Here is a 26,236-nt window from a genome sequence, read left to right as displayed (position 1 = left end):
ATAAAGGTCAAATGACCTTTATCGCTTTCAAGGTATTATCTACGACCATTAGCCTTCATACCAGGAGTAAAAAAGTTAACAGTAATCGTATATTTTTTATATACATAAATTGCTAGTCCAATTGAAATAACTGCCAAAATAAAGTTGACATAGAATGGCACAACTGGATTAATGATTCCCTTTGGAATTCCCATTGAAATTGCGAATGCTGCAATCCAAGCAACAATAATTAATAATAGGAATAATACTCGGGTCCAGCCACTATACTTATGCTTAACATTGGAATCCATCATTCTTGTTAGCAATGGAATTAAAATTCCGGATAGAATTGATAACACTGTAATAGAAATAATTCCCACAGATTGTTCATTTGCACTATTTTTAGACATTAACATTGTAATACCATATAAAATGTTAAAAATAATGTAGAAGAACAACATATTATAAACCGCATTCGGCCAAAAATTATCCATCATACTGATTGGCTTTTTAGGTGGATTCATAATAAAGTCAATTCTTTGTTCAACTGTACCATAAAGATTTCTAGCAGTTGCCCCATGCTTTTGTTCAACTAACAATTGATCTTTCATTTGTTTAACAATTTCTGATTTGCGTTCAACACTCAAATCAGTTGCCATTAATTGGCGATTAAAACGAAACATGTAATCAGCATTACGTTTAGTTAAACCAATGTTGTCAAATTGTGTTCGTTCTTTTTTATCCGACTCATGGCGTTTTTGTTGCACATGAGCGTTTCGTTTTTCCGTCATATAAAAACTCCTATATTTTTAAACGTTGAATCTAAAGTTAACGATGTCACCATCATTCATAACATAATCTTTACCTTCAACACGTAATTTACCAGCATCTTTAACTGCTTGTTCACTACCTAATTGATCTAAGTCATCAAAAGCCATTACTTCAGCACGAATAAAACCACGTTCAAAATCAGAATGAATCACTCCAGCAGCTTGAGGTGCCTTAGTGCCTTTTAGATAAGTCCAAGCTTTGGTTTCCTTACCACCAGCAGTAAAGAATGTTTCTAGACCTAATAAGTTATATGAAGCACGGATCAACTTGTTCAAACCAGGTTCAGTTACTCCTTCAGCTTCTAAGAAAGTTGCTTTATCATCATCATCTAATTCAGCAATTTCTTCTTCACTTTCGGCAGCAATACCGATTGCACCGGCACCTTCTTTATCAGCATAAGCCTTTACTTGTTGGAAGTAATCTGATCCTTCTGGATTAGCCATATCATCTTCAGAAATATTAGCAACATATAAAACTGGCTTTGATGATAGTAAAAATAAACCTTTCACAATTTTTTCTTCATCTTCATCAAAGTCAATTGAACGAACAGCTTTTCCAGCTTCTAAAACCGGCTTAATTTTATTTAAAACTGCTAATTCAGCTAAAGCATCTTCGTCTTTACTTTTAGCAGCACGTTGAACTTTACCCAAACGCTTGTTAACTGCATCTAAATCGGCAATGTTTAATTCCAAATTAATAGTTTCAATATCATCAACTGGATCAACTTTACCGGTAACATGGGTAATATTATCATCATCAAAAGCACGGACAACATGCACAATTGCATCGACTTGTCTGATGTTTTCCAAGAATTTGTTACCTAGACCTTCACCCTTACTAGCACCTTTAACAATTCCGGCGATATCAGTAAATTCAAAGGTAGTTGGAACAATTTTTTTAGCTGGAATAATTTCTTGAATGCGATCTAAACGACTATCAGGCACTTCAACCATCCCAACGTTAGGGTCAATTGTCGCAAATGGATAGTTTGCCATTTCTGCCCCTGCTTTTGTAATTGCGTTAAATAATGTTGATTTACCAACGTTAGGTAAACCGACAATTCCTGCTGTTAATGCCATATTTACAATTCACTCCTAAATTATTTTATTTGTCAGAATCAGCTTTTTGCAAAACTTTCTTCATTTTCTTTTCAAATTCACGGCGAGGTAGCATGACCACATGTCCGCAACCTTGACATTCAATTTTGATGTCAGCACCCATTCGAATAATTTGCCATTCATTTTTACCACATGGGTGTTGTTTCTTCATTTCGACAATATCATTTAATGCATACATATAAAATCATACCCCTTTACTAGTCTAAATTAATATCTAAGATTTGCAAAATACGATTTAAATCATCATCGGAAGTATAGTTAATCTCTAACTTACCACTACCTTTTTTGGCACGACTAGATGAAATATTAACATTAGTTCCAAATTTATCCTGTAGTTCATCTTCATAAGCACGTAAAAATGGTGATTGTTTGGTTGAACGACGAGGTTTTTTCTTCTTTTTGGGGGTTGAAGATAACTCTTCAATCGCCTTTTCCAATTGACGAACCGTTAGAGTTTCACCGTAAGCACGTTTGGCTAAGGTAATTAAATCTTGTTTATTCTTTACTGAAAGTAAAGTCCGGGCTTGTCCCATTGAAAGCTGATTTTTAGTTAACATATCTTTAACTTCAGTTGGCAACCCTAATAAACGTAAATAGTTCGCAATATAAGGACGTGATTTCCCTAAACGTTTAGAAACTTCGGCTTGAGTGATCTCTAGTTTAGTCATCAAAGTGTTATAGGCTTCTGCTTCTTCGATAGGATTCAAATCTTCACGTTGAAGATTTTCTAAAACAGCAATCTCCATCATTTGTTCATCAGAAGCATCCCTAACAATTGCTGGGATCGTCTTCTTATCAGCCATTCGTGAAGCACGAAAGCGACGTTCACCAGCTAAAATTTCATAAGCATCATTTTTGCCAGCAGTTTTTCTAACGATAATGGGTTGAAAAACACCGGATTTTTTAATTGATAAAGTTAAATCTTTTAATGCTTTGGTATCAAAATGGGTGCGTGGTTGAAATGGATTGGGCGAAAGCTTATTAATTGTTAAATCTAAAACTTCCTCTTGGCCTTCATCAACATCATTATCAGCAAATAAGGCCTCAATCCCGCGACCTAATCCTTTATTATTCGCCATGAGCTGCTAACACTTCCTTCGCTAATTGCATGTATAGTTCTGATCCCTTGGACTTAGGATCATAATCAATAATGGGTAGGCCATAGCTAGGTGCTTCAGATAATCGAACATTTCTAGTAATCACCGTTTGATAAACGGTCTCACCAAAGTAGTTACGCACTTCTGAATTAACCTGTTGGCCCAATTTAGTTCTGGCATCATACATCGTTAATAATACCCCTTCAATCTTCAAATCAGGATTGAAGTGTTTTTGAACTAATTTAACGGTATTCAATAGTTGACTTAACCCTTCCAAAGCATAGTACTCACTTTGAACTGGAATTAAGATTGAATCACTAGCCGTAAAGGCATTAATGGTAATCAATCCCAATGAAGGTGGACAATCAACTAATATGTAATCATATTGATCTTTGACTTGTTTTAAAGCATTTAATAGACGCGTTTCCCGAGCCATCTGTGGAGTTAACTCAATATCCGCTCCTGATAGTTGAATGGTTGCAGGAACAACATCTAAATCTTTGTGACGTGAAGGTAAAATAGCATCAGTAATATCATCTTCATTAACTAAAATATCATAAATATCTTTTTTAATTGATGACTTTTGAACGCCCACTCCAGAAGTCGCATTTCCTTGAGCATCAGCATCAATTAGTAAGACTTTTTTACCTTGACTAGCTAAATCTGCTCCCAAATTGACGGAAGTGGTGGTTTTACCAACGCCACCCTTTTGGTTGGCTAAAGAAATTACATATCCCATGTATAAACCTCCTTATAAATTATTTTTTTGGTTCGCCAATTGGTTTTTTATTTGGTGTTCCAGCTTTTCTTGGATATTGTTTAGGTGTTTTTTTATCTTTACTTAAAATAATAATGTGACGTGGATCATCAGATACTGGTAAATTAAATTCTTCATCATCAATGACACTAGCACCTAAAGTCTTAATGGCTTGATTTCCATTTACTAATTCTGTTTCAGCTTGGGCTGCTTTTAAGGCAATCATTTTGCCCCCCACTTTAACTAATGGTAAGCATAGTTCAGCTAAAACACTCATGCGAGCCACTGCACGCGCAGTCGAAACATCATATTGTTCACGATGCTTGGATTTTTTACCACCAAATTCTTCAGCCCGCGCATGATATAATTTCACGTCTTTTAAGCCTAATTGATCAACCAAATCTTGTAAAAAAGTAATTCGTTTGTTCAATGAATCAACAATTGTTACTTTTAAATTAGGAAAGACTATTTTCATGGGTAATGATGGAAAACCAGCGCCCGCACCAACATCACATAACGTTAACGTTTCATTCTGTAGTGACTTATCATAAAATACCGGTGTGATGGAGTCATAGAAGTGTTTAAGATAAACATCGGCTTCATCAACGATTGTGGTTAAATTAACATGTTCATTCGTTGCAACTAGCATTTGATAATAAGTAGCAAATTGATCCATCTGATGATTAGATAATTCAATGCCATCAGCAGTCAATTGTGCTTTAAATTCTTCTGGATTCATTTTGATTCTCCTAATGTGAAACTTTTAAAATGTTTCACGTTTATCTCTACTTTAAACGAAAAATATTCGTTTTACAATACGCAAAAGTACACTTATATATTATAACGAAAAATCATTGATTTCGTCACTAGGTATTATATCGAAAACACAAAAATTTATAAAATAAAAAAGGCAGCCAAAAGGCTGTCTTTTAAAAATATTATTATATTACCAAACGAATAGTCCCACAATTCCTGCAGACATCAATGAAACTAGAATTCCTGATAAGACCAAGTATCCAACGTTTCTTGAAATTACATCGTTTGATTTTTTATCAACGATTCCCTTGAATGCACCAATAATCATTCCAACAGTAGAAAGGTTAGCAAATGATGTTAGAAAGACGGTTAATTGAGCACGGAAGTGAGGAGCAAAAGTATTAATTTTACTTGAGACACCACCCATAACAACGAATTCGTTGGTAACTAGCTTAGTTCCCATGTATTGTGCGAATTGGAAGGCTGTGTGAACATCTGAACCCATTAACCAAGCAAATGGGAACATGATGATTCCTAGAATATGTTCTAGGGACAAGGCCGGATTAATTAAACCTAAAACTTTATCGATTAGAGCAGCTAAAGCAACGAATGCAATAACATTGGCAACGATAATTAGGATTAACTTACCAGCACCTAAAATTGAATCTCCCAAGAATGAGAAGAATGGTTCACGTTCAACGTTTTCACCAATTTCAGCAGCTTCTTGGTTTTCACTGTTACTACCGCCCATTTTGGCGATAGTATCTTCTTCTGGGCTGACATTAGTTGGCATTAAAATACTACTAATGATAACTGCGTTTAAAATGTTTAACGGTACGGCAGTTAAAACAAATTGACCTGGAACCATTTGAGTATACGCACCTAAGATTGATGCAGTAACACAAGACATTGACATCATCGCAATGACAACGTTTCTTTGTGCAGAAATACGTTTAATTTGTAAGGTTGAAACCGCAATGGCTTCAGTATTACCTAGAAACATCATTTCAACGGCAAAGAATGATTCAAATTTAGGTTGGCCTGTTATGTATGCCAAACCTTTTCCTACCCATTTAATGATAAATGGTAGAACTCCAATATAAGTTAAAATATCAAAGACTGGAACAATCAATAGAATTGGAAGTAATGCTGAAGTCACAAAGTCCATTTGTTTCATATGAACCCAGCTTGGTAAAGCAAATGCAATTCCTTGATAGGCAACTTGAACCAAGACCGCGAAGAAATTAGCAGCTGCTTCCACAGCAGCACGACCCCAAGCAAACTTAGTTAAACAAAATGCAATCACTAAGTTTAAAACCAAAACAGTAATGACTGAACGCCATTTGATATTCTTTTTATCTTTCGAAAAAATAAATGCGATTCCTAAAAATACTAAAATTCCTAATATGTTAACTAACAAATACATGTAGAACTAATCCTTTCTTTACTCCAAAATAAATTTTAACAACGCTAGCTTATTTTAGTTGCGCATCACTCCCTTCAAGTTAAAGTAGATTTTAAAGTACTTCATTCAAGAAGTTTGGTTTTAATTGACGATCAGTATCGGAAAGATCAAAGTTCTGAGCAATCGCATTTGCAAACGCAGCACTACTGCGTTTGATGCCCAGTGATTTACCATTTTGATTTGAAGGATTAAAAACAATCAATGGTAAGTATTCTCGCGTAATGGATTCATTTAACGTTGGATCATTGGCAAAAGATGACGTAATAATTAATAGGTCATCTTCAGATAGATTTTCAATTAATTCTGGAATTTGTGCATCTAAATTACTCAATTGTTCAGCATATCCAGCAACATCACGATTCATCGAGAAACGTTTTAATTCAGGGGGCTGACAATATATCAAGCCATTAAATTGCACATCTAATTGCGCGCTTAATTCAACAAAAGCTTTACTATCATTAGGCACCTGAATTGAAAAAGCATCATCATGGTTTTCTAAGTAACTAGCAAAGCTTGAAATCATTGAAATATTCATATTTTTTTCAGACATTAAGTCCATTGTAGATAGAGTCCGCACGCTAGTATCGAAATCAAACATTTCACGTAAACCAGCACCACTACCCTTAGTATTAATGCAATTAACCATCTTACCATAAAAGGCACTAGGATTAGCCACTTGTGGAATTTGAGCAATCTCATTGTCCCATCTGATGCTACCTAGCCCTAGCTTAATAAGATTAGGGATTTGTAACTTGTCATTGGCATGTTTGCAAACATGCCCTAATGTATCAACACCAACAGAATTAAAGCGATTTGCATCAGGAGCTTCACCAATCCCTAAAGAAGCTAAATCTAAAATAACAATTCGCTTTTTACTCATTATTGCATACTTCCCCTCTGTCAGTTTTATTTAACTAATAATATTATCATAATTATAAATCATGTCAATAAAAAAAGATGTTAACTTGTCAAACAAGTTAACATCTTTCAAGCATTTTAGTGCCCCTGCCAAGGACCATCATTTTAACACAAAAGATAATCAACTATAATAATAACGGAGGGATTAATATGACAAAAAGATCTAGAATTGTAGCACTAGGAGATTCAGTCACCCGTGGATATGATGGATGCTCCGATATCGAAAAAAACTATCCTAATTACTTAAGTCAAATTCTTAAAACACCAGTTGATAATTTGGGGATTAATGGTGGTACGATCTATGATGATTTAGTTACTGAAGTCAATCAAGTTAAATGGGAAAAATATGATCAATGTATTCTAATGATGGGCACTAACGATTATGGTCATAACCATCATTCACTACATGATGTTATTGAGCAACTACAAAATAATCTCAACAGCATTTTAGCAAAAAATAATCAGCTTAAAATCTGGGCAATCTTACCATTAAATAGATATGATAATCATCAAAATGCTGCCGATAAAATCAGATTTGCAGATTACACATTCAATCAATTATTAAATGGTTTGAAAAAGTGCTATCAAGATAACAACATCAGTGTCTTAGATTGGCGCAATTATAATCCTAATTTTATTAATAATAACAACTATCAAACTCAGTATAACGATCACCATGTGCATCCCACAGCTGCGACCTATCAACAATTAGCTCATGAAATTGCTAATTTTATAAAAAAGCAATAGCACTTTTAAGCTTTTTATGATATATTTTATAATTATCAATCTAAAGGAGGCTACCCTATCGTGCTGACAAGCATCAGTAAAGATCCGGTAAGAACTAACTATTTAAACAATAGTAAATGTGTTCGTTTTAAAGATTTAAGATACTCACACATTATTAGAAAGGTCAAAAATCATCAGCCCAATTGGGATAAAATAATCATGTTGCTGGATTTTAATGAGCATAGCAAAAAATACCCCACTTTAGTAATTGAAAAAGATGTAGGTTTCTATCTAACTGATATATCAATTAATGTGATTATTAATCAGAACATTAAACAAAATCAATTTTCTAATCAACAAATTATTAAAATGTTTTGCGACAGTCTGAATTTAAAAAATACATATCCATTGATTAGCAATAATTCCATTTTAATTGCGTTACCCAAAAATAATCGTGGTAGTTGTAATCATTCATGGATTAATCCTAGTTATCTAGATTATTTTAAATCTGCTAAAAATAAAAATGAAACTGAATTTTTATTAGCTGATAATCAATTTATAAGTCTCCCTGTAACTGAAAAATACGTTGATAATAAGATAAATGATTCTAAAAAGCTAAAAAATTATTTAAAAACACTCCTAATTGCTTTAAATCAATGGGGAAATGTTAATTTACAAGATGCTAAATTATCGAATGAACCCGTTATTCCACTTAAAGACTTAATCGATAAATTAATTAACGATTAATAAAAAAACTATTTTATCAGTAAAAGATAAAATAGTTTTTTTAGTTCTAAAGCAAGATTTTAGCCACTACATAAATTAATAATAATAGCCAACTAAAGGCAAAAATGATCATTAAAATATTGAATGGTTTACTGCTTACATATTTAATTGTCATGGTATTTTTACCAAGTTTGGACTTAGCAATAATTGCACCAATTTCAGTGGTTTTAATATTTTTACTAGCATCTTTACCGTTTAAAATAACTTTAGTATTCGCATACTTAACCACTGGAACTTGGATATTTTTTTCACTAAATCCATCATTATGCCAAGTAACCGTTAAAGAACCATCCTGATTAACTTTTTTATCAAACTTATGATCTAAGTTAGGAATAATGAGCTGATAATGAGCTGTATAGTAGGGATGTAACTTATTATAATCAGCTGACTTCAAATGACTTTTAACTGGTAAATAATCAGGACTAGCCTTATTAATGTCTTGAATTAAGTATTGCCAATTATCGCCAAAGAAGTCTTGTTTAACGGTATGGTGATTATACTTAACATACATATAAGAATGGGCAATTGGGTTCCATGGATAATTGTCACTAACCATTTGATTGGATTTATCGACTTTAAAATCCATATTGTAACCATTGATCCCCATGTTTAAACCAATTAGCATAAATAGCAAAGCTGAGCGTAATAGCTTGGGTTGTTCCAATGCTTGCAAAGTAAAAATATGATCATCACTAGTTAAAATTTTACCAAAGACCACTAATAACATTACAAAAGCAATTACTAATAACCGTTTGGGAAATTGAAAATTATAAGCTAACTGTGGAAAAGTATTTTGTACTAATTGCCATGGAAATAGTGTTGTTGAAGCAAATAATGCTAATCCACCAGTAAACGTTAATAACCGAGTGATTAAATCTGATTGTTTAAAATGACGAATAAAATAATAAATTACAAATAAGAAAACAACCATCTCAACTGGTTTCACTAAACTAAACCAAGAATAGTGATCAAAACGAAAGGCATATTGACGCATATCACTAACTGGAAAGACTGGCATTAAGTAATTAGTGCTAAATAATTCTAGTGCACTCCCCCAGACATTCGCTGTTAATAACAAGGTCAAAGCAGTAGCTGATAATGTATTAAATAACATCTTGAATTTATGTGGTGTAATAATTAAAGCAGTCAAAAATAGCGGAATGACCGCAATAAATGCAATTACTGTACTCATTAAATGGGTTTGAATCAGTAATGTCATCGCTAATGCTAAATAAATAATTGCAACGCGCTTCTTCTTGATAGCTTCAGTTCCGGTTAAAACTAGTAAGGGAACCAACATCGCGCCCACTCCAGCAAATTGCTGGGTGGTCACCCAGCCCATTAATTGGGATGAATACATGTATAAAATCCCCACAGCAATCGCATATCCACGGGCAACATTATTCTTAATACATAACAAGTACATTGATAGACCAGCAATCAACAAAAAGATAATCGATTGAACTGATTGAAAAACATACCAGTTACGACAAAGAATTAATAACGCCCCACTAAGATAAGCAACTAGTGGTCCATAAATCGAATTAATCACACGACCCGTTTGATCAAAGCCAAAGTTGCCTTGGAAATAACTTAATTTTCCGGTTTGAATCTGCATGGCAGTATCATAAAAACGATTAAAATGGAAAATCGAATCTGCACCTAATAGCACTGAATGCGTAAATATTTGTTTACTCATCAATGCGAATGCTGCTAATAAAAGCAATACAAACGGCGCAAATCTAGATTGCCAGCAACGCTGGACAAACCTTTTAAAAGCATCCATAAAATAATAACCTCAATTTAAAAATGTAATAGTTTAATTATATGTTTATAACAAGGCTTTTTAAACCCAAATTCAGTTAAATTTTAGTTACAATTTTGCTTATAATGAAATAAAACAGTAAAGCTAACCAACTTAACATGCAAATAACCATCATTAATCTTGTCATAAAACTAGTTTGATATTTAATGGTAACACGGTTATGGCCAGCCTTCGCGTGCACAACAATCGCACCTAAGTTCGTTGTATGAACTTTCTTTAATACATTCCCGTTCAACGTAACCTTGGTATTAGCATATTTAACTAATGGAACTTGGGTCCACTTTTGCTGAGGACTATGCCAAGCCACTGATAAACTACCATTTGGCCAGACCCGATGTTTAAAATGCGTTACTTGATTCTTACCAATATATTGATGATAATCCAGGTCATATGGATTAAAAGCATTATATTCATTAAAACCCTTAATCGACTGCTTAACTGGTAAATAATCTGGTGAAGCTTTTAGATAATCATTAATTAAGTGACCAAGATGTGGACTGTCAATGTCAGATCGAACATTACGATGGTGTTTGCCAAAATAATAGTAAAGTGAGCTGTCATGATAATTACTTTCATTATGACCTTCAGCAGTTCGATCATAACGATAAATACGTTCATTCATCGAATAGAAATCTAGTCCCAAACTACCAAAAATAATGACTACCACCATGATTAGTCGCCACCATTTTTCTTTTTGAAAGAATGCTTGATTAGTTTGACTCTCAAAAGTCATAATCATCCCTAAAGCAAGTAAAATCATGATAAATGGCAATACCAAAAAACGTTTAGGAAATTGGAGTGTATAAGTTAAGCTCGGAATAAAGCGTTGCAAAAGTCCCCATGGAAAATGACTAGATGAAACAATCATAAAACCTAAGCCAGTAACAGTTAGTGTCTTAGTAATTAATTCTAGCTTTTTCCAACGATAAATCACAAAACCAATAACAAATAAAAATAAAATCACTTCAGTAGGTTTAAAAATATTAGTGATTGAATATAAATCAAAATTAAAGCCATAGGTGCGCAGATAATGAACTGGATAAACTGACAGTAGTTTGTTCTGTGCAGAAATAACGATCAGGTTATACCAAATATTAATGGTTAAAAGAATTGTTAAACCGGCTGCATACAAAGTATGGCGGACTAGTTTCCATTTATCAGTAGCGGTTACTAGACCAACAATAAATAAAGGTAAAATTCCAATTGCACCAATCATACTGCTCATTAAATGCGTTTGGATTAATAATGACATACTCAAAGCTAACCCAATAACCGAAACATCATGTTCACGCAATGCCCGCGTCCCACTTAATATTAAAAGTGGTAACAAAGCGGCACCAAAAGCCGTGAATTGTTGACTGGTCACCCATTGCACAATTTGGGATGAATACATATAAATAACTGCAATAATCATTGCATAACCGCGACTCACATGATTATGAATGTTCAAACGATACATTGTTAATCCAGCCGTTACTAATACCAATAAATTCAATACAATTTGAAATTTAAACCAAGTGCCACATAGCAATAAAATCGCACCGCCTAAATAGGCAATAATCGGTCCATAAAGTGCACTTAGAATTCGGCCACTTTGCATGAAACCATAATTAGTTTGAAAATAACTAAAATGGCCTGATTTTAGCTGCATAGCAGTATCATAAAAGCGATTGAAGTGAAATAGTGAATCGGCACCAAAAAAGAGCGTGTGCGTCCAAATTTGGCGACTGACCATTAATAACGCCATAATGATGAAAATAATCAGTGGCGTAATCTTGTAAGAAAATATTTTACTAGTTAGTTTTTTTATATTTTGCATAAATTATAACTAACCTCCTGTATGTAATTAATCAAACTAACATCAATGTTAGTACAAATTCTTAAAATAGCCATAGAAAATTAAAAAATCCACTTAAATTAATAAGTGAATTTTAATAATGATTTATTTATGAGTTTTAGTAGCTTTAAATTCCTCTGGAGTAAGAACATGACTTTTGCCATTGCTTAATTGGTTCAAAGATTCATTAAGTGCTTCACGATTATGAACATTGTATAATAAATAATTGGTTTCTTGCCAAGAATTATAAGTTGAGTTTTTATCAATAGGCATATTAAGTACTTCATAGTAATTAGGCGAAATCTTTGCATACAGATTGGCAGATGCAATATTCCTTATTGTTGAAAAACAAGGAAATCTATTATAGAATAAATTTAGTTAAAAAGAAGCCCTGTGTAACCAGGACTTCTATGTAGATCCGTTAAAAGCGGTGGCATGTTAATTATGAAATAAGAAAGCCATATTCAACCCGCCAAAGTTGAGGATACGGCTTTTTTATTTTGTCTTTTTGTTCTGTTTAATTACAGAAATCAATTTTGTTATTGAATTTATGCAATATGCTAAAGCTTTTAATAAACCAGCAATTGCACAAATCAATGCAATAATCGACAAAACTGTAAATCCTTTCATAAGATTTTGGATTATGATTTATTACACCATAACAACCATCTCTTATATTAAGATTTACCACCACATTCAATTTCTCCACTAAAATATATTTTATCATAGAATAATTAATCATTTTTAACATTGTCTGAATGGATGAGACTTAAAATAGATGAACTACACAGAATTAACTAAAAAACACTTTCCCAATCGAGAAAGTGTTTTTATATTAACGATAATAAACATTAACCACTAAATTATCACCCTTCACTAAACCAGCATCAGTATAAGCTAGACTAGCTGATCCATTGTCAGTTGGCACAATTGATAGACCATAGTTAGTTAATACTTGTTCTACTTGAGAAGTAGTTAAAATGGTTCCTTGCATTATGTTCATGTTAACAAGTGCTTGTTGGGCACTAGCAATACTATTATTTCCATTCATATTCATATTAACTGGTAATGCATTCCCATTGCTGTCAAAGTAACGTAAATTTAACTTCACATTTTTAACAGTGGGATTCTTCGCAACATAAATAATGGCTTGGCCACCGCTGGAAATAGTTCCATCATAAGAAATTGCATTGCCATATTGATAGAAACCATAGCCGCTTGGTAAGTACTTAGCCACACTGTTAGCGTTCAAAGTAGCCGAACCACCATTCGCATTCATTAAATCACTGACCGCAATGCTTTGTTGACTAATTGGTTGGGCGGTTGATTGATCAATAAACTTCAAAGTATAGTTATTAGTATTAGATGTTGGAATCAAATTAACATTGTTATTATCATTATTACTTGGCTTTGCTGGTTGGTTATTGGAAGTAGACTTTTGATCAACATCTGATGATTGCTTATCGACTTGTTTTTGTTTAGTCTGCTTCTTAACAGCTTGTTTCTTAGTTGTTTTCTTGGCAGGCTGCTTTTGCTTAGCATTAGCTTTTTTAGCAGGATTATTAGCTGGCTTTACATAGCTATGAAAAGCCCAGCCGTTAATCTTAGGATGTTGTTCATCAACAACATAGTAATAAACCCAACCTTGGGTGTTAGAAACAGCACTCTCAATTCTAAAAGTATCTTTAGCATATTCTTTTTGATTAAAACCTAAAGCCTTGGAATTAATTCGACTGTAGTTAGGTGTGGTCCATAGATCAGTATTAACCCGATAACCAGTTTTGTTCTTAGGCATCTTCGCATATTGAAGCGGTCTAGTAACCGTCATCCCAGTACCCTTATCAATATTAGTTAAGTCATTGGAAAAGTCGGTCTTACCAACATAAATCCAACCACGATATTTGCCACCTAAGGTCACAACATGAGCATAATAAAGACCAGTATTAGTCTTAGCCATGCCATAAACATAAAAAACATCCTTAGGTGAAGTCGAAGCAGCTAGTTGCTTCATGACAGTCTTTGAAGCAACCACTTTAGCGTTCCCCAACTTGCCAGGCTTGTTGAACATTGTGACAATTCCAGTTGCCTTAACATACGCCTTGTCTTCAGGCAGTTTTAAATCAGTATAATCCACCGTGGTTTTATTATACTTTTTAGTATGTTGATTCGTTTTTTTAACATTTTTGTTTTTAGTAGTAACAACTTGTTTATTAGCTTTACTCTTAGCATTAGCATTCAAGCTCATAATTGATCCAAAAGATATAGCTGCTAATCCTACATATAATGATTTTTTAATAAATTCATTCATTAATATGCCTGCTTTCCAAAGTACATACAAACATAGACATTGTTAGATTTTGCCTATTGTACTTTTAGTCATCGCAGTCTACATTAATATTCTGATTTGGCAACAAGTGCCTTACCACATTGATTAACTCTTGCGACATTATTTCTGGGTAAAGCCTACCCAGCAATTTGAGTTTAACTTTCAAGTAAACTCATTGTTTTTTCATTGTAATTAATTAAATTATTGACTGCGTTTTCATCTCTATCTAAAATGGCTCCGCACTTATAACAATAATATTTTTGGTGAATATGATGAATTGAATCACCATTTAATTTTTGCTTACCACCATAAGTTTCACTGGTTTTTCTAAAGCCACAATTGCTACAAATCTGTGTTGATGGATATAGTCTGTTTACAACAACTAACCTACGGTTATACCATTCACACTTGTAAGTTAAAATTTCTCTTAATCGCCCAAATAGAGAACGATGTAGATTTTTACCCATTTTATTACTCATGATCATTGCACGAACGTTTAAATCCTCAATATGAATTTCTGAATATTGTTCCATGACTTCGGTAGTGAATTTCTGTAGGATTTCATTTTGCAATCTTGAAACTTTAAGGTAATTCAGTCTAAGCTTGGTTTTCACTTTCTGATATCTTTTAGTTTTAAAATTGTTAGGGTTAACTAAACGTTTTTTAGCTAATAGCCGTTGATAATAAGTAACTCTTTGATAATATCTTTCTAGTTTTTGAGGATAAATATTAATTTTCTTTCCATCGTTGTAATCAAAATGCTTAACATTAACATCAATTCCGGCGATTTTATCAGTATTAGAAAATTGTTTGTTATCATCAGTATCAAATGATAGTGAAGCATATATGCCGTCTGACAATTTAGTTACTGTACATAGTTTTAAAGTTCCAGTAAACCTAATAGACTCAGACAATTTAATTGGGTACCATTCTGCTTTATCTACTTCGTTAGGTTTATCTATTACCAATTTACCCTTTATAATTCTTGCTCGATCTGTTGTAAATGTAGGTTTATAGTTCTTTTTGCTTTTAAATTTTGGTTTCATATGACTAGACATTTTAAGATTAAAATAGTTTTTCCATGATTGCTCTAATTGAGAAACTGTTTGCTGTAATACTCTAGAAAAACGTTTAAATTGCCAATCAGCTTTATTTAAAACTAATTCATTGCGTACCTTAGTGCCATTAGGTCTTAATTTTTTGCTGTTTAAAATAAGAGAACCATCGTATATTTCGTTCCATACACCAAGTGCTTGATTCCAAACATATCGCCTATAATTGAACAAATCATTAACAACTTTTGTCATATGACTATTTGGGTGTATCTTAATTTTTTGAGTTTTTATCATCTTGTAAACCCTTTCGATACTTTCTCAAACCATAAGAACGACAACTAAAAATATGAATAATGTTAATTAAATCTTCAGTTAACTCTTGTTCGGGACTAAGTTTCTTATTATTAACAACTACAATTTTTGTGCCAAATTTATTACAAAATTGTTCAAACCAGTCAAAACCAAATCTTATGAATCTATCTGGATAGGCAATATAGATATTTTCAATATTCCCAGCTATGACGTTGTCTAATAATCTGTTCCATTTTTTGCGATGGTAATTCAATCCACTACCAATATCAGTGATGACTTCAGAAATAATAACACCTTTAGCATTGCAATAAGTTTGCAAAAAGTCTGTTTGGTTCTCTAAATCATCTTTCTGGTTGGCAGTAGAAACCCGAGCATATATCACATTAACTTTATTAGTTTTTTTGATTTATGCCCATCAGTTGATTATATTGAGATTCTGTATAGCAACTACGATTAGTAGGAGTAAGATGAGCAATTAACTTGCCTGAATTATCCCAACGTTGTAATGTCTTGACGATTTTGCCAATGCGTTTTCCAAATTCCTTTGGCGACATACTTAACCATTTCTTTCTTATTTGGTTAAGAATAACATATAACAAAAGTATACATTTATCCACTTTTATATACTTAATTACTATTGTTTCCTCCTAAATCTTACTAATACTATTATATCACATACAAAAAAAGACATGGAATTTATCCATGTCTTTTAAAATTAGGTTGATTAACCGAAAATGTTAACATCGCTAGCATTTACAGTTTGACCAGTATTATTGTTAGTAATGTCATATACAAGGTTTAAACCACGACCGTTGTTTTGAGCATTAATATCACTAACTTTAGCAGCAGCATTAATAGTACCTTTATCGTCAGCAAATAATGCAGGGTTAGCAGAATGAGTTTGAGTCATCGCAGCATCAAATGTGTAAGTGTACTTACCATCTTTGCTAGTTAACTTATTAATTGCTTTACCTGGATTTAGTAAATTCATTTCGAAGTTTACATAATCAAAGTTACCATTAGCATCACCGGAGAATAAGCTATTTCTGTCGGTATTAGAAATGTTAATAGGATTCAAGTCACTAGTATTAACGCTAGTAGTTGATTGGTTATATGAACCTTTGTTATTAACACCATAAATACCATAGTTTAGTTGAGCACGTGAACTAACTAATACAGTTAGATTATCACCCTTCTTAACAACAACTGAACCGGCTAAACTTTGGCTATTTTGTGAATTATCATTAATGTTATTAGCAGTTACATTAGCGTAACCCTTACCATATAATGAATTATTAATAGAGTTCACAATATCTTGGGTATTGTAAGTACCATCATTTCTCATATTAGCAGGATTTAAAGTTTCAGTGTTAAGAGTTTGGTAAGTACTGTTATTTACGTAAGTTACATGAACACCATTAGCATAGTTTTGCGCATCAATAATTGACTTTGGAGTTTCATTAGTAAAGTAGTTAGCATTTACCCAACCATTAATTAGTGAGTTGTTTTGATCAGCAACTTTGTAGTAAACATTACCATCTGAAACAGTCATTGCATCACTAACTGTGAACTTATCCTTACTAAAGTCAATACCGTTAAAGTTTTGGACCTTAGCACCAAACTTAGAACCGTATGGGAAGTTAAAGATACGATTGCTGTTTAAGTAACCAGTGGTGTTGTTAGGTAATGAAGCTTGGCTGTTAGGATTTACTTCAGCAATGCCCTTAGCATATACATAACCACGGACTTTCTTATCAAATGATACTACTTTGTAATAGTGAACACCCTTTGAAGTCTTAACTTGTTGGTATGCCATGAATAAGTCACCAGTGGCTGTTGAGTTGGCCTTAGAAGCCATATTATCCTTAGTGACAGCGATTTGAGCACCTTTAACACCGTTTGGCTTAGTGTAGATTGCATTGCTACCAGTAGCACGATATACAACGCCTTGGTCTAATGACTTAGTAACGTTGAAAGTTACTGGAGCAGCTTTTTTAACAGTCTTTTTAGCGACCTTCTTAGTAGTTTTTTTAGTCTTTTTCTTAGTTACTTTAGTTGTAGTTGCTTTTTTAGCAGCATTTGCAGTAGTAGCTGAGGCAGTAGAAGCACCAGCAACTGAAGCAAATGTTAAAGCAGCAAGACCTAAGTAAATTGATTTCTTAAGCTTTAATTGCATGTAAAAAATCCCCTTAAATAATTATTATGAATATACCCATGATTATAACATTTACTCATCAAGATGCCATAATATTGGCTTAAGTTTTAATAAAAAAATCACTAGATAATTATTAAATTATCTAGTAATTAATTATATTATTTGTTTTCAGCGTGTAAACGTTGACTAATAGCTAGTTTTTGGTAACTAGTTACTGGTTGATTAGTGAAATACTTAGCATTTACCCAACCATTAATATTAGAATGGAAATTATCGGTTACCCAGTAGTACTTGTTACCATTAACTACTTGCATTGCATCGATAACAGTAAATGGATCACCACGGTAATCATACTTGTTGTTTTCCATAATTCTGAAACGAGCACTAAAACGAGAAGCATAAGCATCTCTAAACATGAAATTAGTGTGAATATAACCTTGAACGTTAGCAGGCTTGTCAGCTTGCATTAAAGTATTAACTTGGTTAATACCATCAGCAGCAATATAACCGCGGATATTGCGGTCAAAAGATACTACCTTGTAGTACTTAGCACCAGATTGAGTGGTTGCTTCTTGGTAAGCCATGAATTGCTTACCAGAAATACTGTCAGCACTAGCAACTTGTTGGGCACCAGCAACGCCAGCAGGACGTGAATAGATACCAGCACTACCAGTTGCTTGGTATGTAAGACTTTGATCTAAAGCCCACTTAGTAGTAGTAAATGCAGGTGTTGACTTAACAGTATGCTTAGTAGAAGCATTAGCTGAACTAGCATTCGTTGAAACTCCAGCAATGGTAGCAAATGATAATGCTGCCATACCTAGATATAATGACTTCTTAAAATTAATCTTCATAATGACACTCCTCTATATGTTTAAACCATAATAATTATAGCACTAAATTTATGTAAAAAAAAAGAATGGAATATATCCATTCTTTTTTATAATCTATATTAAAGATTATTTAACTTCACTTAACAAAGCGTTAATTTTAGCAACAGTTAAATCAGAACCGTTACCTTGGAATTTAACATTACCTTGTTGGTTAGTACCATCAGAAGCAGCTACAGCATCTTGCAATAATCCTTGAACTGATTGTACATATAGACCCTTAGTATTATCGTTCAATGTCTTAGCATTTTTAAATGCAGTAGCAATATTAGCTGCTGAAGCATTATTAGATAACATATGACCTAATGTTTCGAAATCAGTTCCTACAGTTTCATTATCTTCGCTTTGTTTATCAAGAAGAGTAAAGTTGTTCTTGTCTAATCTAGCATCAAGAATTGATTGAATTTCTGAAACTTGTGATGGTTTACTATCTTTTCCAGTATTGTAGTTTGTAAGGTTTTGCTTAGCAATTTCTTGTTTAAGAAGACCAAATGCATATGAGTTGATGTTCTTATCAGAATCACTAACAGGGTTAACAACAAATGCGTTGTTTAAAGCATCATTAGTATTAGCCTTTGCATATTGTGAAGCAAAATCTGCTACAGATTGACCATTATCTTTGGCAGTATTAGCGCTCTTCAAAACAGAAGCAACTAAGCTATCCTTTTGAGGAGTTTGATTTGAACCAAATGCATTAACAATTACACGGCCTGTAGAATCGTTGTGGCTTGCATTAAATACACTTGAAGTGTTGTTTGAAGTGTCTTTAGTGTAGTATACAGGTAATGAGCCATTGTTAAATGCAGTTTCAAATGTATAAGCTCTATCACGGTATGAGCTATTATTGTTGCTTTGTTCATTGTTGTAATAGTTACTATTGTTGTTGAATTGGTTTAACTTATCATTGAAAGCTCTCATAGTAGCAGTCTTATCAAATGTGTAAGTGTTACCATCATCACCCTTAACAACATTCCAAACTTTACCGTTATCAAAGAATTCGCTTACCATCTTATCAAATGATACAGTATCATTTTGTGCAGAAACTAAGTCTCTGAATTGTGAGTCTGAAATACCAGCAAACTTACTTACATCAAGTGGTGTACTGTTTACAGAACCATTTGAACCTGAAGTAAGACCGTAAGGTGTGAACTTAGCATTCAATTTAGCACTTTGTCTAACTTGAACGTTTAAGCTATCACCTTTTCTAACTGGTTGGTTAGGGTTAGTAACATTGTTGTATACACCAGTAGCAGTGTAACCAGTACCTACTAGAGAAGCATTGATAGCATCTAGAACTTCACCCTTACTGTAACTTGTAATAGGAGTGTTTAGATCTTTAGAAATATCATAGAAACCACCATTTGGTTGAACTGACTTAGATGACATAACAATACCACTGTTATCTACATTATAGAAAGTTAACTTAACAGCTTTTGAGTTGTTTTGTGCTTGGTTTACAGCGTCAGTAGCATCGTTTGAGAAGTAATCAGCGTTAACCCAACCATTAACCATAGCGTTGCTTTGGTCAGTAACGTTGTAGTACTTAGCACCATTACGTACTTGAACTGCATCGTTAACAGTGAACTTGTGAGTTGAGAAGTCAATGCCGTTAAAGTTCTTTAGCTTAGCGCCAAATTGTGAACCGTAAGCAACATTGAATACACGATTGCTCTTTAAGTAACCAGTAGTGTTTGATGGTGTAGCAGTTGAAGTCTTACCGTCAACCTTGTTAACACCACCAACGTATACGTATCCACGTACCTTCTTATCGAATGAAACTACCTTGTAGTAGTGAACACCCTTTGAAGTAACAGCTTCTTGGTATGCCATGAAGTTGTCGTTAACACTCTTTGAGTTAGCTTTTGAACCCATGTCAGCCTTAGTAGCTACAACCTTAGCACCTTTAACAGTACCTGGTTTTGAGTAAACAGCGTTCTTACCAGTTGAAGCAAATACAACTGATTGGTCTAAGTTTCTGTTAGTAGTTTTGTAAGTTACTTTTTTAGCAGCAGCTTTTTTTGAAGCAGCGTTTGCGTTTGAAGCAGTAGCAGTAACGCTAGCAACTGAAGCAAAACTTAAAGCAGCTAGACCTAAATATAATGATTTCTTTAGATTAGATTGCATTATATATTCCTCCAATATAATTTTATGTAATTCATTAAGCATAAAAAAGTATAACATATCAAGAATAAAAAACAAATATTTTTATCCATTAATTAAATAATACTTATTCATGCTGATTTGAACTCATTACAGATTAGTATAAATAACATTTACTAAATTATCAATAACCTAATAAGCTTTGTAATATAATTGATAAAAACTTGCAATGTTTATTAATGTCAATCGATAAATATGCAAACATCATTTACACCATCAATATAAAACGTGTATGAATGCTTGTCAAAAAATAAGCATAATCATCCCAAAACATGTACAATCTTTTTAATGATATTTATAGGAAGGAAGATTAATAATGATTTCTTTTGCTTACCGTGCATTAGTCACCGTTATGAACGAAGGTAGCTTTCATCATGCTGCCCAATTATTAGAAGTCACCCCTTCGGCGATCTCACATTCCATTGATAAGTTGGAAAAGAAGCTAGGCTTTTCACTCTTAATTAGGAACCGAGCGGGCGTGAAGTTGACGGAAGCTGGGAAGTTAATTCTACCAACGATTCAAGAGATCTTAAATAATGAGAATCGCTTGATGCAAGAAGCAGCTAACATTAAAGGATTAACTTCTGGAACCGTTAAGATGGGTGCTTTTAGTAGTGTCTGTATCAACTGGATTCCCAGCATTGTCCATCAATTTAATGAGTTATATCCAGATATTAAAATTGAAGTTACACAAAGCAGTTTTAATAACATTACGGCTCAAGCTCATCAAGGAAACATTGATTTAGGCTTCACTTGTCAGCCGATTAATGAGAAGTTAGTCCGGGTATTATTAGTTAAGGATCAGATTTATTGTGTTACCCCGAAATCATTTATCCCCAAAAATGGTCATTCAATTACGATTGAAGATATTAAGAACGAACATTTTATTCTGCAAAAATCTGATTATGATGGTGATACCAAGGAAGTATTGGATAAGTATCAAGTTAAAACTAATTCGATTCAGTTTAGTATTGATGATCAATCAATTATTGCGATGGTGGATGCAGGACTTGGTATGGGGATTTTACCGAAGTTAGCATTGGAAAATATTAATGGTAATGTGAGTGCCTATCCATTCGATAAGGCCTATTATCGTTCAATCTTCTTAGTGATGAATGCCGTGCAGATGAAAACACCGGCAGCACAAAAAATGGTCCGTTGTATTCGTGAATTTATTGAACAGACTTATCCGAATAATAGTTTAGAATAGACAAAAAGGCGGCCGTCAAATTAATGACAACCGCCTTTTGTAGTATTGATGTTAGATTTTAATTAATTATTTTTGTTTTTTGTCTTCGTTACGAGTGTCGAAGATTTCGTCAGTCTTGGTATCAACATAACGAGCCGCAAGCGGAATTTGGTATTGGTTCATCCCATTAACCTGGAAAATCTTCAATGCCGCAATTCGATTCATGTCACTAATCAATGCATTATTGTCTAAGGTACCACTTACATAGTTCAAGCGGAGTGTCTTAACCTTTTGTTCTTCACTTTTGAATACTAATTCTAATTTTCTCATTTATATTTCCTCCATTAATTAAGCGTAGTATTTTGTTTGTTCAACTAATTCAACGTTTTCTAAATTATCAGTGGTTAAAGTTTTTAAAATTGAGCCAAATTCAGCAATTTGATCATCGGTCACATTTTCAATGATGTTAGTGAAGGAGCGTTTTACGACCTTTTCTGCATCCTTTGTGACCATGTTATAGACTACCTTTGTTTTATCCCAAGTTTTATTCATACTTTCCATCCTCATTTCATTTTATTGGTAAGTCGTTAGCGCCAACCCTTACATCTACTAGTAACGAAGTTAGTCGCGAAATCGTCACACTTTTTTGCGATTTTCTAAAATTATTATTTTTTCTTGCAGTCGCTTTCGCCATTTTTTAAGCGTGCTTTCAGCAATACCAGTTAATCGAGAAATTTCTGCAGTATTATAAATTCGTTCAAAGTAACGATAATAAATAACAATTTTTTCAGTTTTATTACTCATATTCCATAATTGTTTTAATAGTTGATTACCTGAATATTCATTTTCAAATTCATATTCATCGATGATTTGGTTTTCCCAACTATCTTGGGTATCATCCGCCATGAATTCCATTTTTTGCGTTTCACGGCTGGCTTTTCTAAGTTGATCTAATAGATGCCAGTAGACACCTTGATAGAGATAGGCTAAGCGTTTTTTATCATCATCTTCTCCATTATATTGACGGTACTTTTTAGCAAATATAATGAAGCCTTCTTGCATCAAATCATCATATTGAGGTGTGTACCTCGGAATATTCAATCGTTTCAACACTCCATATATTATGACCTGATGATCACCTGTCATTAGGTAGTCGAATCCTGATTTTAAGTCCTTACAATCGTTCATATTGCACCAATCCTTGTCATCTAATTGGTCCAAAGGCCTTTGAACAAATATAAAGATAACAAGCAATTTTGCACATTTCACTGCTGCAGATTTAGGCAGAATTGCTGCATATTTTCGATTTTGGCATTTTTTGGCTAAAAAAGGGGTATTTTTTGTGTGTTTAGGTGGTAAATGTAAAAGAACTTTCTACTTTTTTGGCATAAAATTATCATATAAGGTGAATGTAAAGAAAAAGAGCCCTGTTTGAAAAAGGCTCCAATGTATTGTTGGATCAGGCTTTGGCTAATTTTAATTAAAATTTTTGTTTTGTATTTTAAAAACATAAGTACTGCATATTTTTTATTTTATTAACAAAAAAGTGGGGTTTCCTTTGCATTTTTATTTATAGTTATTATATACTGTGAATATAAAGAAAAAGGAGCCCTGCGGATACAGGACTCCTAAGTAGAGCCGTTTAAGACGGTGGCTACTATCGAATTTTATATAATGATAATAACCGCTAGCTTGCCAGAGCTAAGGCGGTTATTTTTTTTGATTGTTTTTTACAATCTCAACAACTAATGCGATGAGCGCGACGATAAACGTGCCAAACATCAACATTAGTTGTAAAGCGTCTGCGACAGACACTTTGGCTACTCCTTTCGCTAGGATCAATGAATAATACAGTTATAAAACCATACGCACCACTTCCTTGGCGTAGCCACCGCCTTAACTTCTCTACTCAAATATTATACATGAAAACAACATGAATATCTTAGACTTGGCTAATAATCATAATATTGCTGCATGTTTTTAATTTTATTACTAAATAAAATAGTATTTTCTTTGCATTTAGCTACAAAATAGTAGAATTGAATTATAAATAAGGAGGTATTATTATGCAATGGCATGAAAAAACATTTCAAAAATTAACACGTGACGAATTATGGGAAATATATAACGCCCGTACAAAAACCTTTGTGGTCGAACAAAAAAGGCCTTATCAAGAAGTTGATAAAGTTGATAAAAAAGCCTTACATATCTGGGCCGAAGAAGATGGTCATTTACTAGCCTATGCTCGGATTTTTTATGATACTGATAAAACTACTTTTGGCCGAGTCTTAACCACGAAAGAAGCTCGTGGTAAGGGCTTAGGTAAGCAATTGGTTCAAAAAATATTAGAAGAAATTGATGAACACTTCGATCATAATCACACTATTGAGATTGATGCACAGGAAGATAAAGAACTATTTTATGAAAAGTTTGGTTTTCATCCTGTCGGTAGTGTCTATACTTTCCATCAAACTCCCCATATTAAGATGATATTGAATCAATAAATTATTTAGGAGCAATTTATGTACTATTTTTTGAATGAATCATTACCAGTTAATGGTTCCGGAATTGAACATGCTGAAGTAAAAAGGTTAAATTTATTTAAAAATTTTGGTGTAAAAGCCAAAATTATTACGCGTAACTTTGATCGTTTAGCCCATTCCACCCTTTCATTATATGGTCTGAAAGATTCAGACTATTTGAATATGTTTGATTATTTTGCTGGGACCACTCACTATCGGCCTCGAATTGTAACAGTGGAATCATTGAAAATTCCGGATATTTACACAATGAATCCCGTTAAGGATGGTTATGAAGTCTTTGATCATGAACGTAAGGTTATGCGAATTTATCTTTTTCAAAATGAAAAGCAATTAGACAGTGTTGAATATTTTAATGCTGATAATCACACTACTAAGCAAGATTTTTATGATTATCGTGGTTTTAATAGTCTCACTAAATTTTTTGATACTGCTGATGGTCATCTAGTATATGAACAATTCCATCGTCCTGATGGCTCTAATTATTATGAAGTATCATATGAAAAAAGCCCCAATAATCTTGTGGCAACCAATTTACAATTAATTAATTTTAATGGTGCTGATTACTCATTAATGAATATGAATCAATTATTTACAATGATGTTAGATGATGTAAATACTATTGATGGTAAGGAACCATCCACTTTTATTTCTGACCGCAGCAATATTACTAATGTTCCAATGATTGATATGAAAACTAATGCCAAAAAGATTGAGCATTTTCATAGTATTCATTTCCGTGATTATTGGGATCCTATGAATTCACCGTTAACGTATCCGTCAATTAAGAATAACGAATTATTAAGTCGGACTGATTTAGTAATTGTAACATCTGAACAACAAAAAAATGATATGAAAAAACGTTTGAAAACAAAAGTCCCAATCGAAGCAATTCCAGCTGGAAGCATTCCTAATAGGTTATTGAAAACAAAGCATATCGATATTGGTCAACGTGAACAAGGTAAAATTATTGCGGTTGCTAGACTTTTTTATGAAAAAAGACTTGACGATACGATTAAGGCATTTAACATGGCTTATCAAAAAAATTCTAATTTAACTTTAGATATCTATGGATATGGTGATTCACGTGATAATTATAAAGAAGAAAAAATGTTAAAAAATTTGGTTAATAGTTTAAATTTGCAAAGCGTTGTTAAATTCATGGGATATACACGAAATATTGATGAAGTTTATAATAATGCACAATTAATGATTGTATCATCAAGATTTGAAGCTGGACCATTGTCAATAGTCGAAGGTCAAGCACATGGAGTTCCAGCGATTGCATATAACATTAATTATGGACCCGCTTATTTAATTAATAATCATCATAGCGGTTTAATTGTCCCTGATGGTGATATGAATGCATTAGCTAGTGGCATAACCAATTACTTTAATGACCAGAATCAACAAATAAAAATGAACGAAGCTGCTTACGAGAATGCTAAACGTTTTTCACAGGAAAATGTGTGGAAAATATGGCAAAAATATGTAGTTAAGTAGTTTAAACAAAA

The 26,236-nt window shown here is 33.2% G+C and carries 25 protein-coding genes and 1 pseudogene; 5 read left to right on the top strand and 21 right to left on the bottom strand.

Annotation, left to right across the window (positions count from 1 at the left end; genetic code table 11):
• Window positions 1–35 precede the first annotated feature (35 nt).
• The 8 genes from MOO46_RS06880 to MOO46_RS06845 all read right to left on the bottom strand — a co-directional run bounded on the left by MOO46_RS06880 (window position 36) and on the right by MOO46_RS06845 (window position 6,883).
• The gene (locus tag MOO46_RS06880) at window positions 36–770 is read right to left on the bottom strand and encodes a DUF1129 family protein (protein ID WP_249510942.1); all 735 of its coding nucleotides are present in this window, start codon (window positions 768–770) and stop codon (window positions 36–38) included.
• 18 nt (window positions 771–788) lie between these two features.
• Window positions 789–1,889, bottom strand: coding sequence for a redox-regulated ATPase YchF (ychF, locus tag MOO46_RS06875; RefSeq protein ID WP_249510941.1), 1,101 nt, complete (start codon window positions 1,887–1,889; stop codon window positions 789–791).
• A 25-nt stretch (window positions 1,890–1,914) separates the two neighbouring features.
• On the bottom strand, window positions 1,915–2,106 hold the full coding sequence (locus MOO46_RS06870) for a DUF951 domain-containing protein (RefSeq protein WP_249510940.1): 192 nt from the start codon (window positions 2,104–2,106) through the stop codon (window positions 1,915–1,917).
• Between the two features lie 19 nt (window positions 2,107–2,125).
• Window positions 2,126–3,007, bottom strand: coding sequence for a ParB/RepB/Spo0J family partition protein (locus MOO46_RS06865; RefSeq protein ID WP_249510939.1), 882 nt, complete (start codon window positions 3,005–3,007; stop codon window positions 2,126–2,128).
• A complete protein-coding gene (locus tag MOO46_RS06860; protein ID WP_249510938.1) occupies window positions 2,997–3,764 on the bottom strand; it encodes a ParA family protein in 768 nt (255 codons plus the stop codon). The genes MOO46_RS06865 and MOO46_RS06860 overlap by 11 nt, the downstream gene beginning before the upstream one ends.
• Window positions 3,765–3,783: 19 nt before the next feature.
• Window positions 3,784–4,521 carry a 16S rRNA (guanine(527)-N(7))-methyltransferase RsmG gene (gene rsmG / locus MOO46_RS06855; RefSeq protein ID WP_249510937.1) on the bottom strand — a complete coding sequence of 246 codons (738 nt, stop codon included), beginning with the start codon at window positions 4,519–4,521 and terminating at the stop codon, window positions 3,784–3,786.
• 207 nt (window positions 4,522–4,728) lie between these two features.
• Window positions 4,729–5,964, bottom strand: a complete 1,236-nt coding sequence (locus MOO46_RS06850) for a NupC/NupG family nucleoside CNT transporter (RefSeq protein WP_249510936.1) — start codon at window positions 5,962–5,964, stop codon at window positions 4,729–4,731.
• Between the two features lie 91 nt (window positions 5,965–6,055).
• Window positions 6,056–6,883 (bottom strand): alkaline phosphatase family protein, encoded by an 828-nt coding sequence (locus MOO46_RS06845; RefSeq protein WP_249510935.1) that lies wholly within the window; start codon window positions 6,881–6,883, stop codon window positions 6,056–6,058.
• Between the two features lie 188 nt (window positions 6,884–7,071).
• Here MOO46_RS06845 and MOO46_RS06840 point away from each other — a divergent pair, with 188 nt between their 5' ends.
• Together MOO46_RS06840 and MOO46_RS06835 are read left to right on the top strand one after the other, a co-directional pair.
• A complete protein-coding gene (locus MOO46_RS06840; protein ID WP_249510934.1) occupies window positions 7,072–7,668 on the top strand; it encodes an SGNH/GDSL hydrolase family protein in 597 nt (198 codons plus the stop codon).
• Between the two features lie 60 nt (window positions 7,669–7,728).
• On the top strand, window positions 7,729–8,394 hold the full coding sequence (locus tag MOO46_RS06835) for a competence protein ComK (RefSeq protein WP_249510933.1): 666 nt from the start codon (window positions 7,729–7,731) through the stop codon (window positions 8,392–8,394).
• Window positions 8,395–8,440: 46 nt separating this feature from the next.
• Here MOO46_RS06835 and MOO46_RS06830 read toward each other — a convergent pair whose 3' ends face one another.
• From MOO46_RS06830 to MOO46_RS06785, 9 genes and pseudogenes are all read right to left on the bottom strand, one after another.
• Window positions 8,441–10,219 carry a glycosyltransferase family protein gene (locus MOO46_RS06830; protein ID WP_249510932.1) on the bottom strand — a complete coding sequence of 593 codons (1,779 nt, stop codon included), beginning with the start codon at window positions 10,217–10,219 and terminating at the stop codon, window positions 8,441–8,443.
• 76 nt (window positions 10,220–10,295) lie between these two features.
• Window positions 10,296–12,077 (bottom strand): YfhO family protein, encoded by a 1,782-nt coding sequence (locus MOO46_RS06825; protein ID WP_249510931.1) that lies wholly within the window; start codon window positions 12,075–12,077, stop codon window positions 10,296–10,298.
• Window positions 12,078–12,200: 123 nt separating this feature from the next.
• Window positions 12,201–12,368: a hypothetical protein gene (locus MOO46_RS06820; protein WP_249510930.1), complete on the bottom strand. Its 168-nt coding sequence runs from the start codon at window positions 12,366–12,368 to the stop codon at window positions 12,201–12,203.
• 562 nt (window positions 12,369–12,930) lie between these two features.
• Window positions 12,931–14,403, bottom strand: a complete 1,473-nt coding sequence (locus MOO46_RS06815) for a hypothetical protein (protein WP_249510929.1) — start codon at window positions 14,401–14,403, stop codon at window positions 12,931–12,933.
• 173 nt (window positions 14,404–14,576) lie between these two features.
• The gene (locus tag MOO46_RS06810) at window positions 14,577–15,770 is read right to left on the bottom strand and encodes an RNA-guided endonuclease InsQ/TnpB family protein (protein ID WP_249510928.1); all 1,194 of its coding nucleotides are present in this window, start codon (window positions 15,768–15,770) and stop codon (window positions 14,577–14,579) included.
• A pseudogene (locus MOO46_RS06805) lies at window positions 15,748–16,342 on the bottom strand (IS607 family transposase). Before MOO46_RS06805 ends, MOO46_RS06810 begins: the two are co-directional and overlap by 23 nt.
• A gap of 170 nt (window positions 16,343–16,512) precedes the next feature.
• Window positions 16,513–17,964, bottom strand: a complete 1,452-nt coding sequence (locus MOO46_RS06795) for a hypothetical protein (RefSeq protein WP_249510925.1) — start codon at window positions 17,962–17,964, stop codon at window positions 16,513–16,515.
• 137 nt (window positions 17,965–18,101) lie between these two features.
• The gene (locus tag MOO46_RS06790; protein WP_249510924.1) at window positions 18,102–18,797 is read right to left on the bottom strand and encodes a GW dipeptide domain-containing protein; all 696 of its coding nucleotides are present in this window, start codon (window positions 18,795–18,797) and stop codon (window positions 18,102–18,104) included.
• A gap of 105 nt (window positions 18,798–18,902) precedes the next feature.
• A complete protein-coding gene (locus MOO46_RS06785; protein WP_249510923.1) occupies window positions 18,903–20,957 on the bottom strand; it encodes a hypothetical protein in 2,055 nt (684 codons plus the stop codon).
• Between the two features lie 352 nt (window positions 20,958–21,309).
• Between MOO46_RS06785 and MOO46_RS06780 the strand changes: the two genes are divergently transcribed.
• A complete protein-coding gene (locus MOO46_RS06780) occupies window positions 21,310–22,203 on the top strand; it encodes a LysR family transcriptional regulator (RefSeq protein WP_249510922.1) in 894 nt (297 codons plus the stop codon).
• 66 nt (window positions 22,204–22,269) lie between these two features.
• Here MOO46_RS06780 and MOO46_RS06775 read toward each other — a convergent pair whose 3' ends face one another.
• The 4 genes from MOO46_RS06775 to MOO46_RS06760 form a co-directional block, all read right to left on the bottom strand.
• On the bottom strand, window positions 22,270–22,512 hold the full coding sequence (locus MOO46_RS06775; RefSeq protein ID WP_249510921.1) for a DUF2922 domain-containing protein: 243 nt from the start codon (window positions 22,510–22,512) through the stop codon (window positions 22,270–22,272).
• Window positions 22,513–22,530: 18 nt separating this feature from the next.
• Window positions 22,531–22,734, bottom strand: a complete 204-nt coding sequence (locus tag MOO46_RS06770) for a DUF1659 domain-containing protein (protein WP_249510920.1) — start codon at window positions 22,732–22,734, stop codon at window positions 22,531–22,533.
• Between the two features lie 84 nt (window positions 22,735–22,818).
• On the bottom strand, window positions 22,819–23,370 hold the full coding sequence (locus MOO46_RS06765) for an RNA polymerase sigma factor (RefSeq protein ID WP_249510919.1): 552 nt from the start codon (window positions 23,368–23,370) through the stop codon (window positions 22,819–22,821).
• Between the two features lie 522 nt (window positions 23,371–23,892).
• Entirely contained in the window at window positions 23,893–23,997 is a 105-nt protein-coding gene (locus MOO46_RS06760; protein ID WP_249510918.1) for a putative holin-like toxin, read from the bottom strand.
• Window positions 23,998–24,248: 251 nt separating this feature from the next.
• Between MOO46_RS06760 and MOO46_RS06755 the strand changes: the two genes are divergently transcribed.
• A complete protein-coding gene (locus MOO46_RS06755; RefSeq protein WP_249510917.1) occupies window positions 24,249–24,686 on the top strand; it encodes a GNAT family N-acetyltransferase in 438 nt (145 codons plus the stop codon).
• An 18-nt stretch (window positions 24,687–24,704) separates the two neighbouring features.
• Complete coding sequence (locus MOO46_RS06750) at window positions 24,705–26,225, top strand: glycosyltransferase (protein WP_249510916.1); 1,521 nt, start codon at window positions 24,705–24,707, stop codon at window positions 26,223–26,225.
• The last annotated feature ends 11 nt before the right edge of the window (window positions 26,226–26,236 follow it).

Origin of the sequence: Apilactobacillus apisilvae, assembly GCF_023380225.1 — a bacterium.
Taxonomy (GTDB): Bacteria; Bacillota; Bacilli; order Lactobacillales; family Lactobacillaceae; genus Apilactobacillus; species Apilactobacillus apisilvae.
This window is presented reverse-complemented; position numbering and strand designations above follow the sequence as displayed.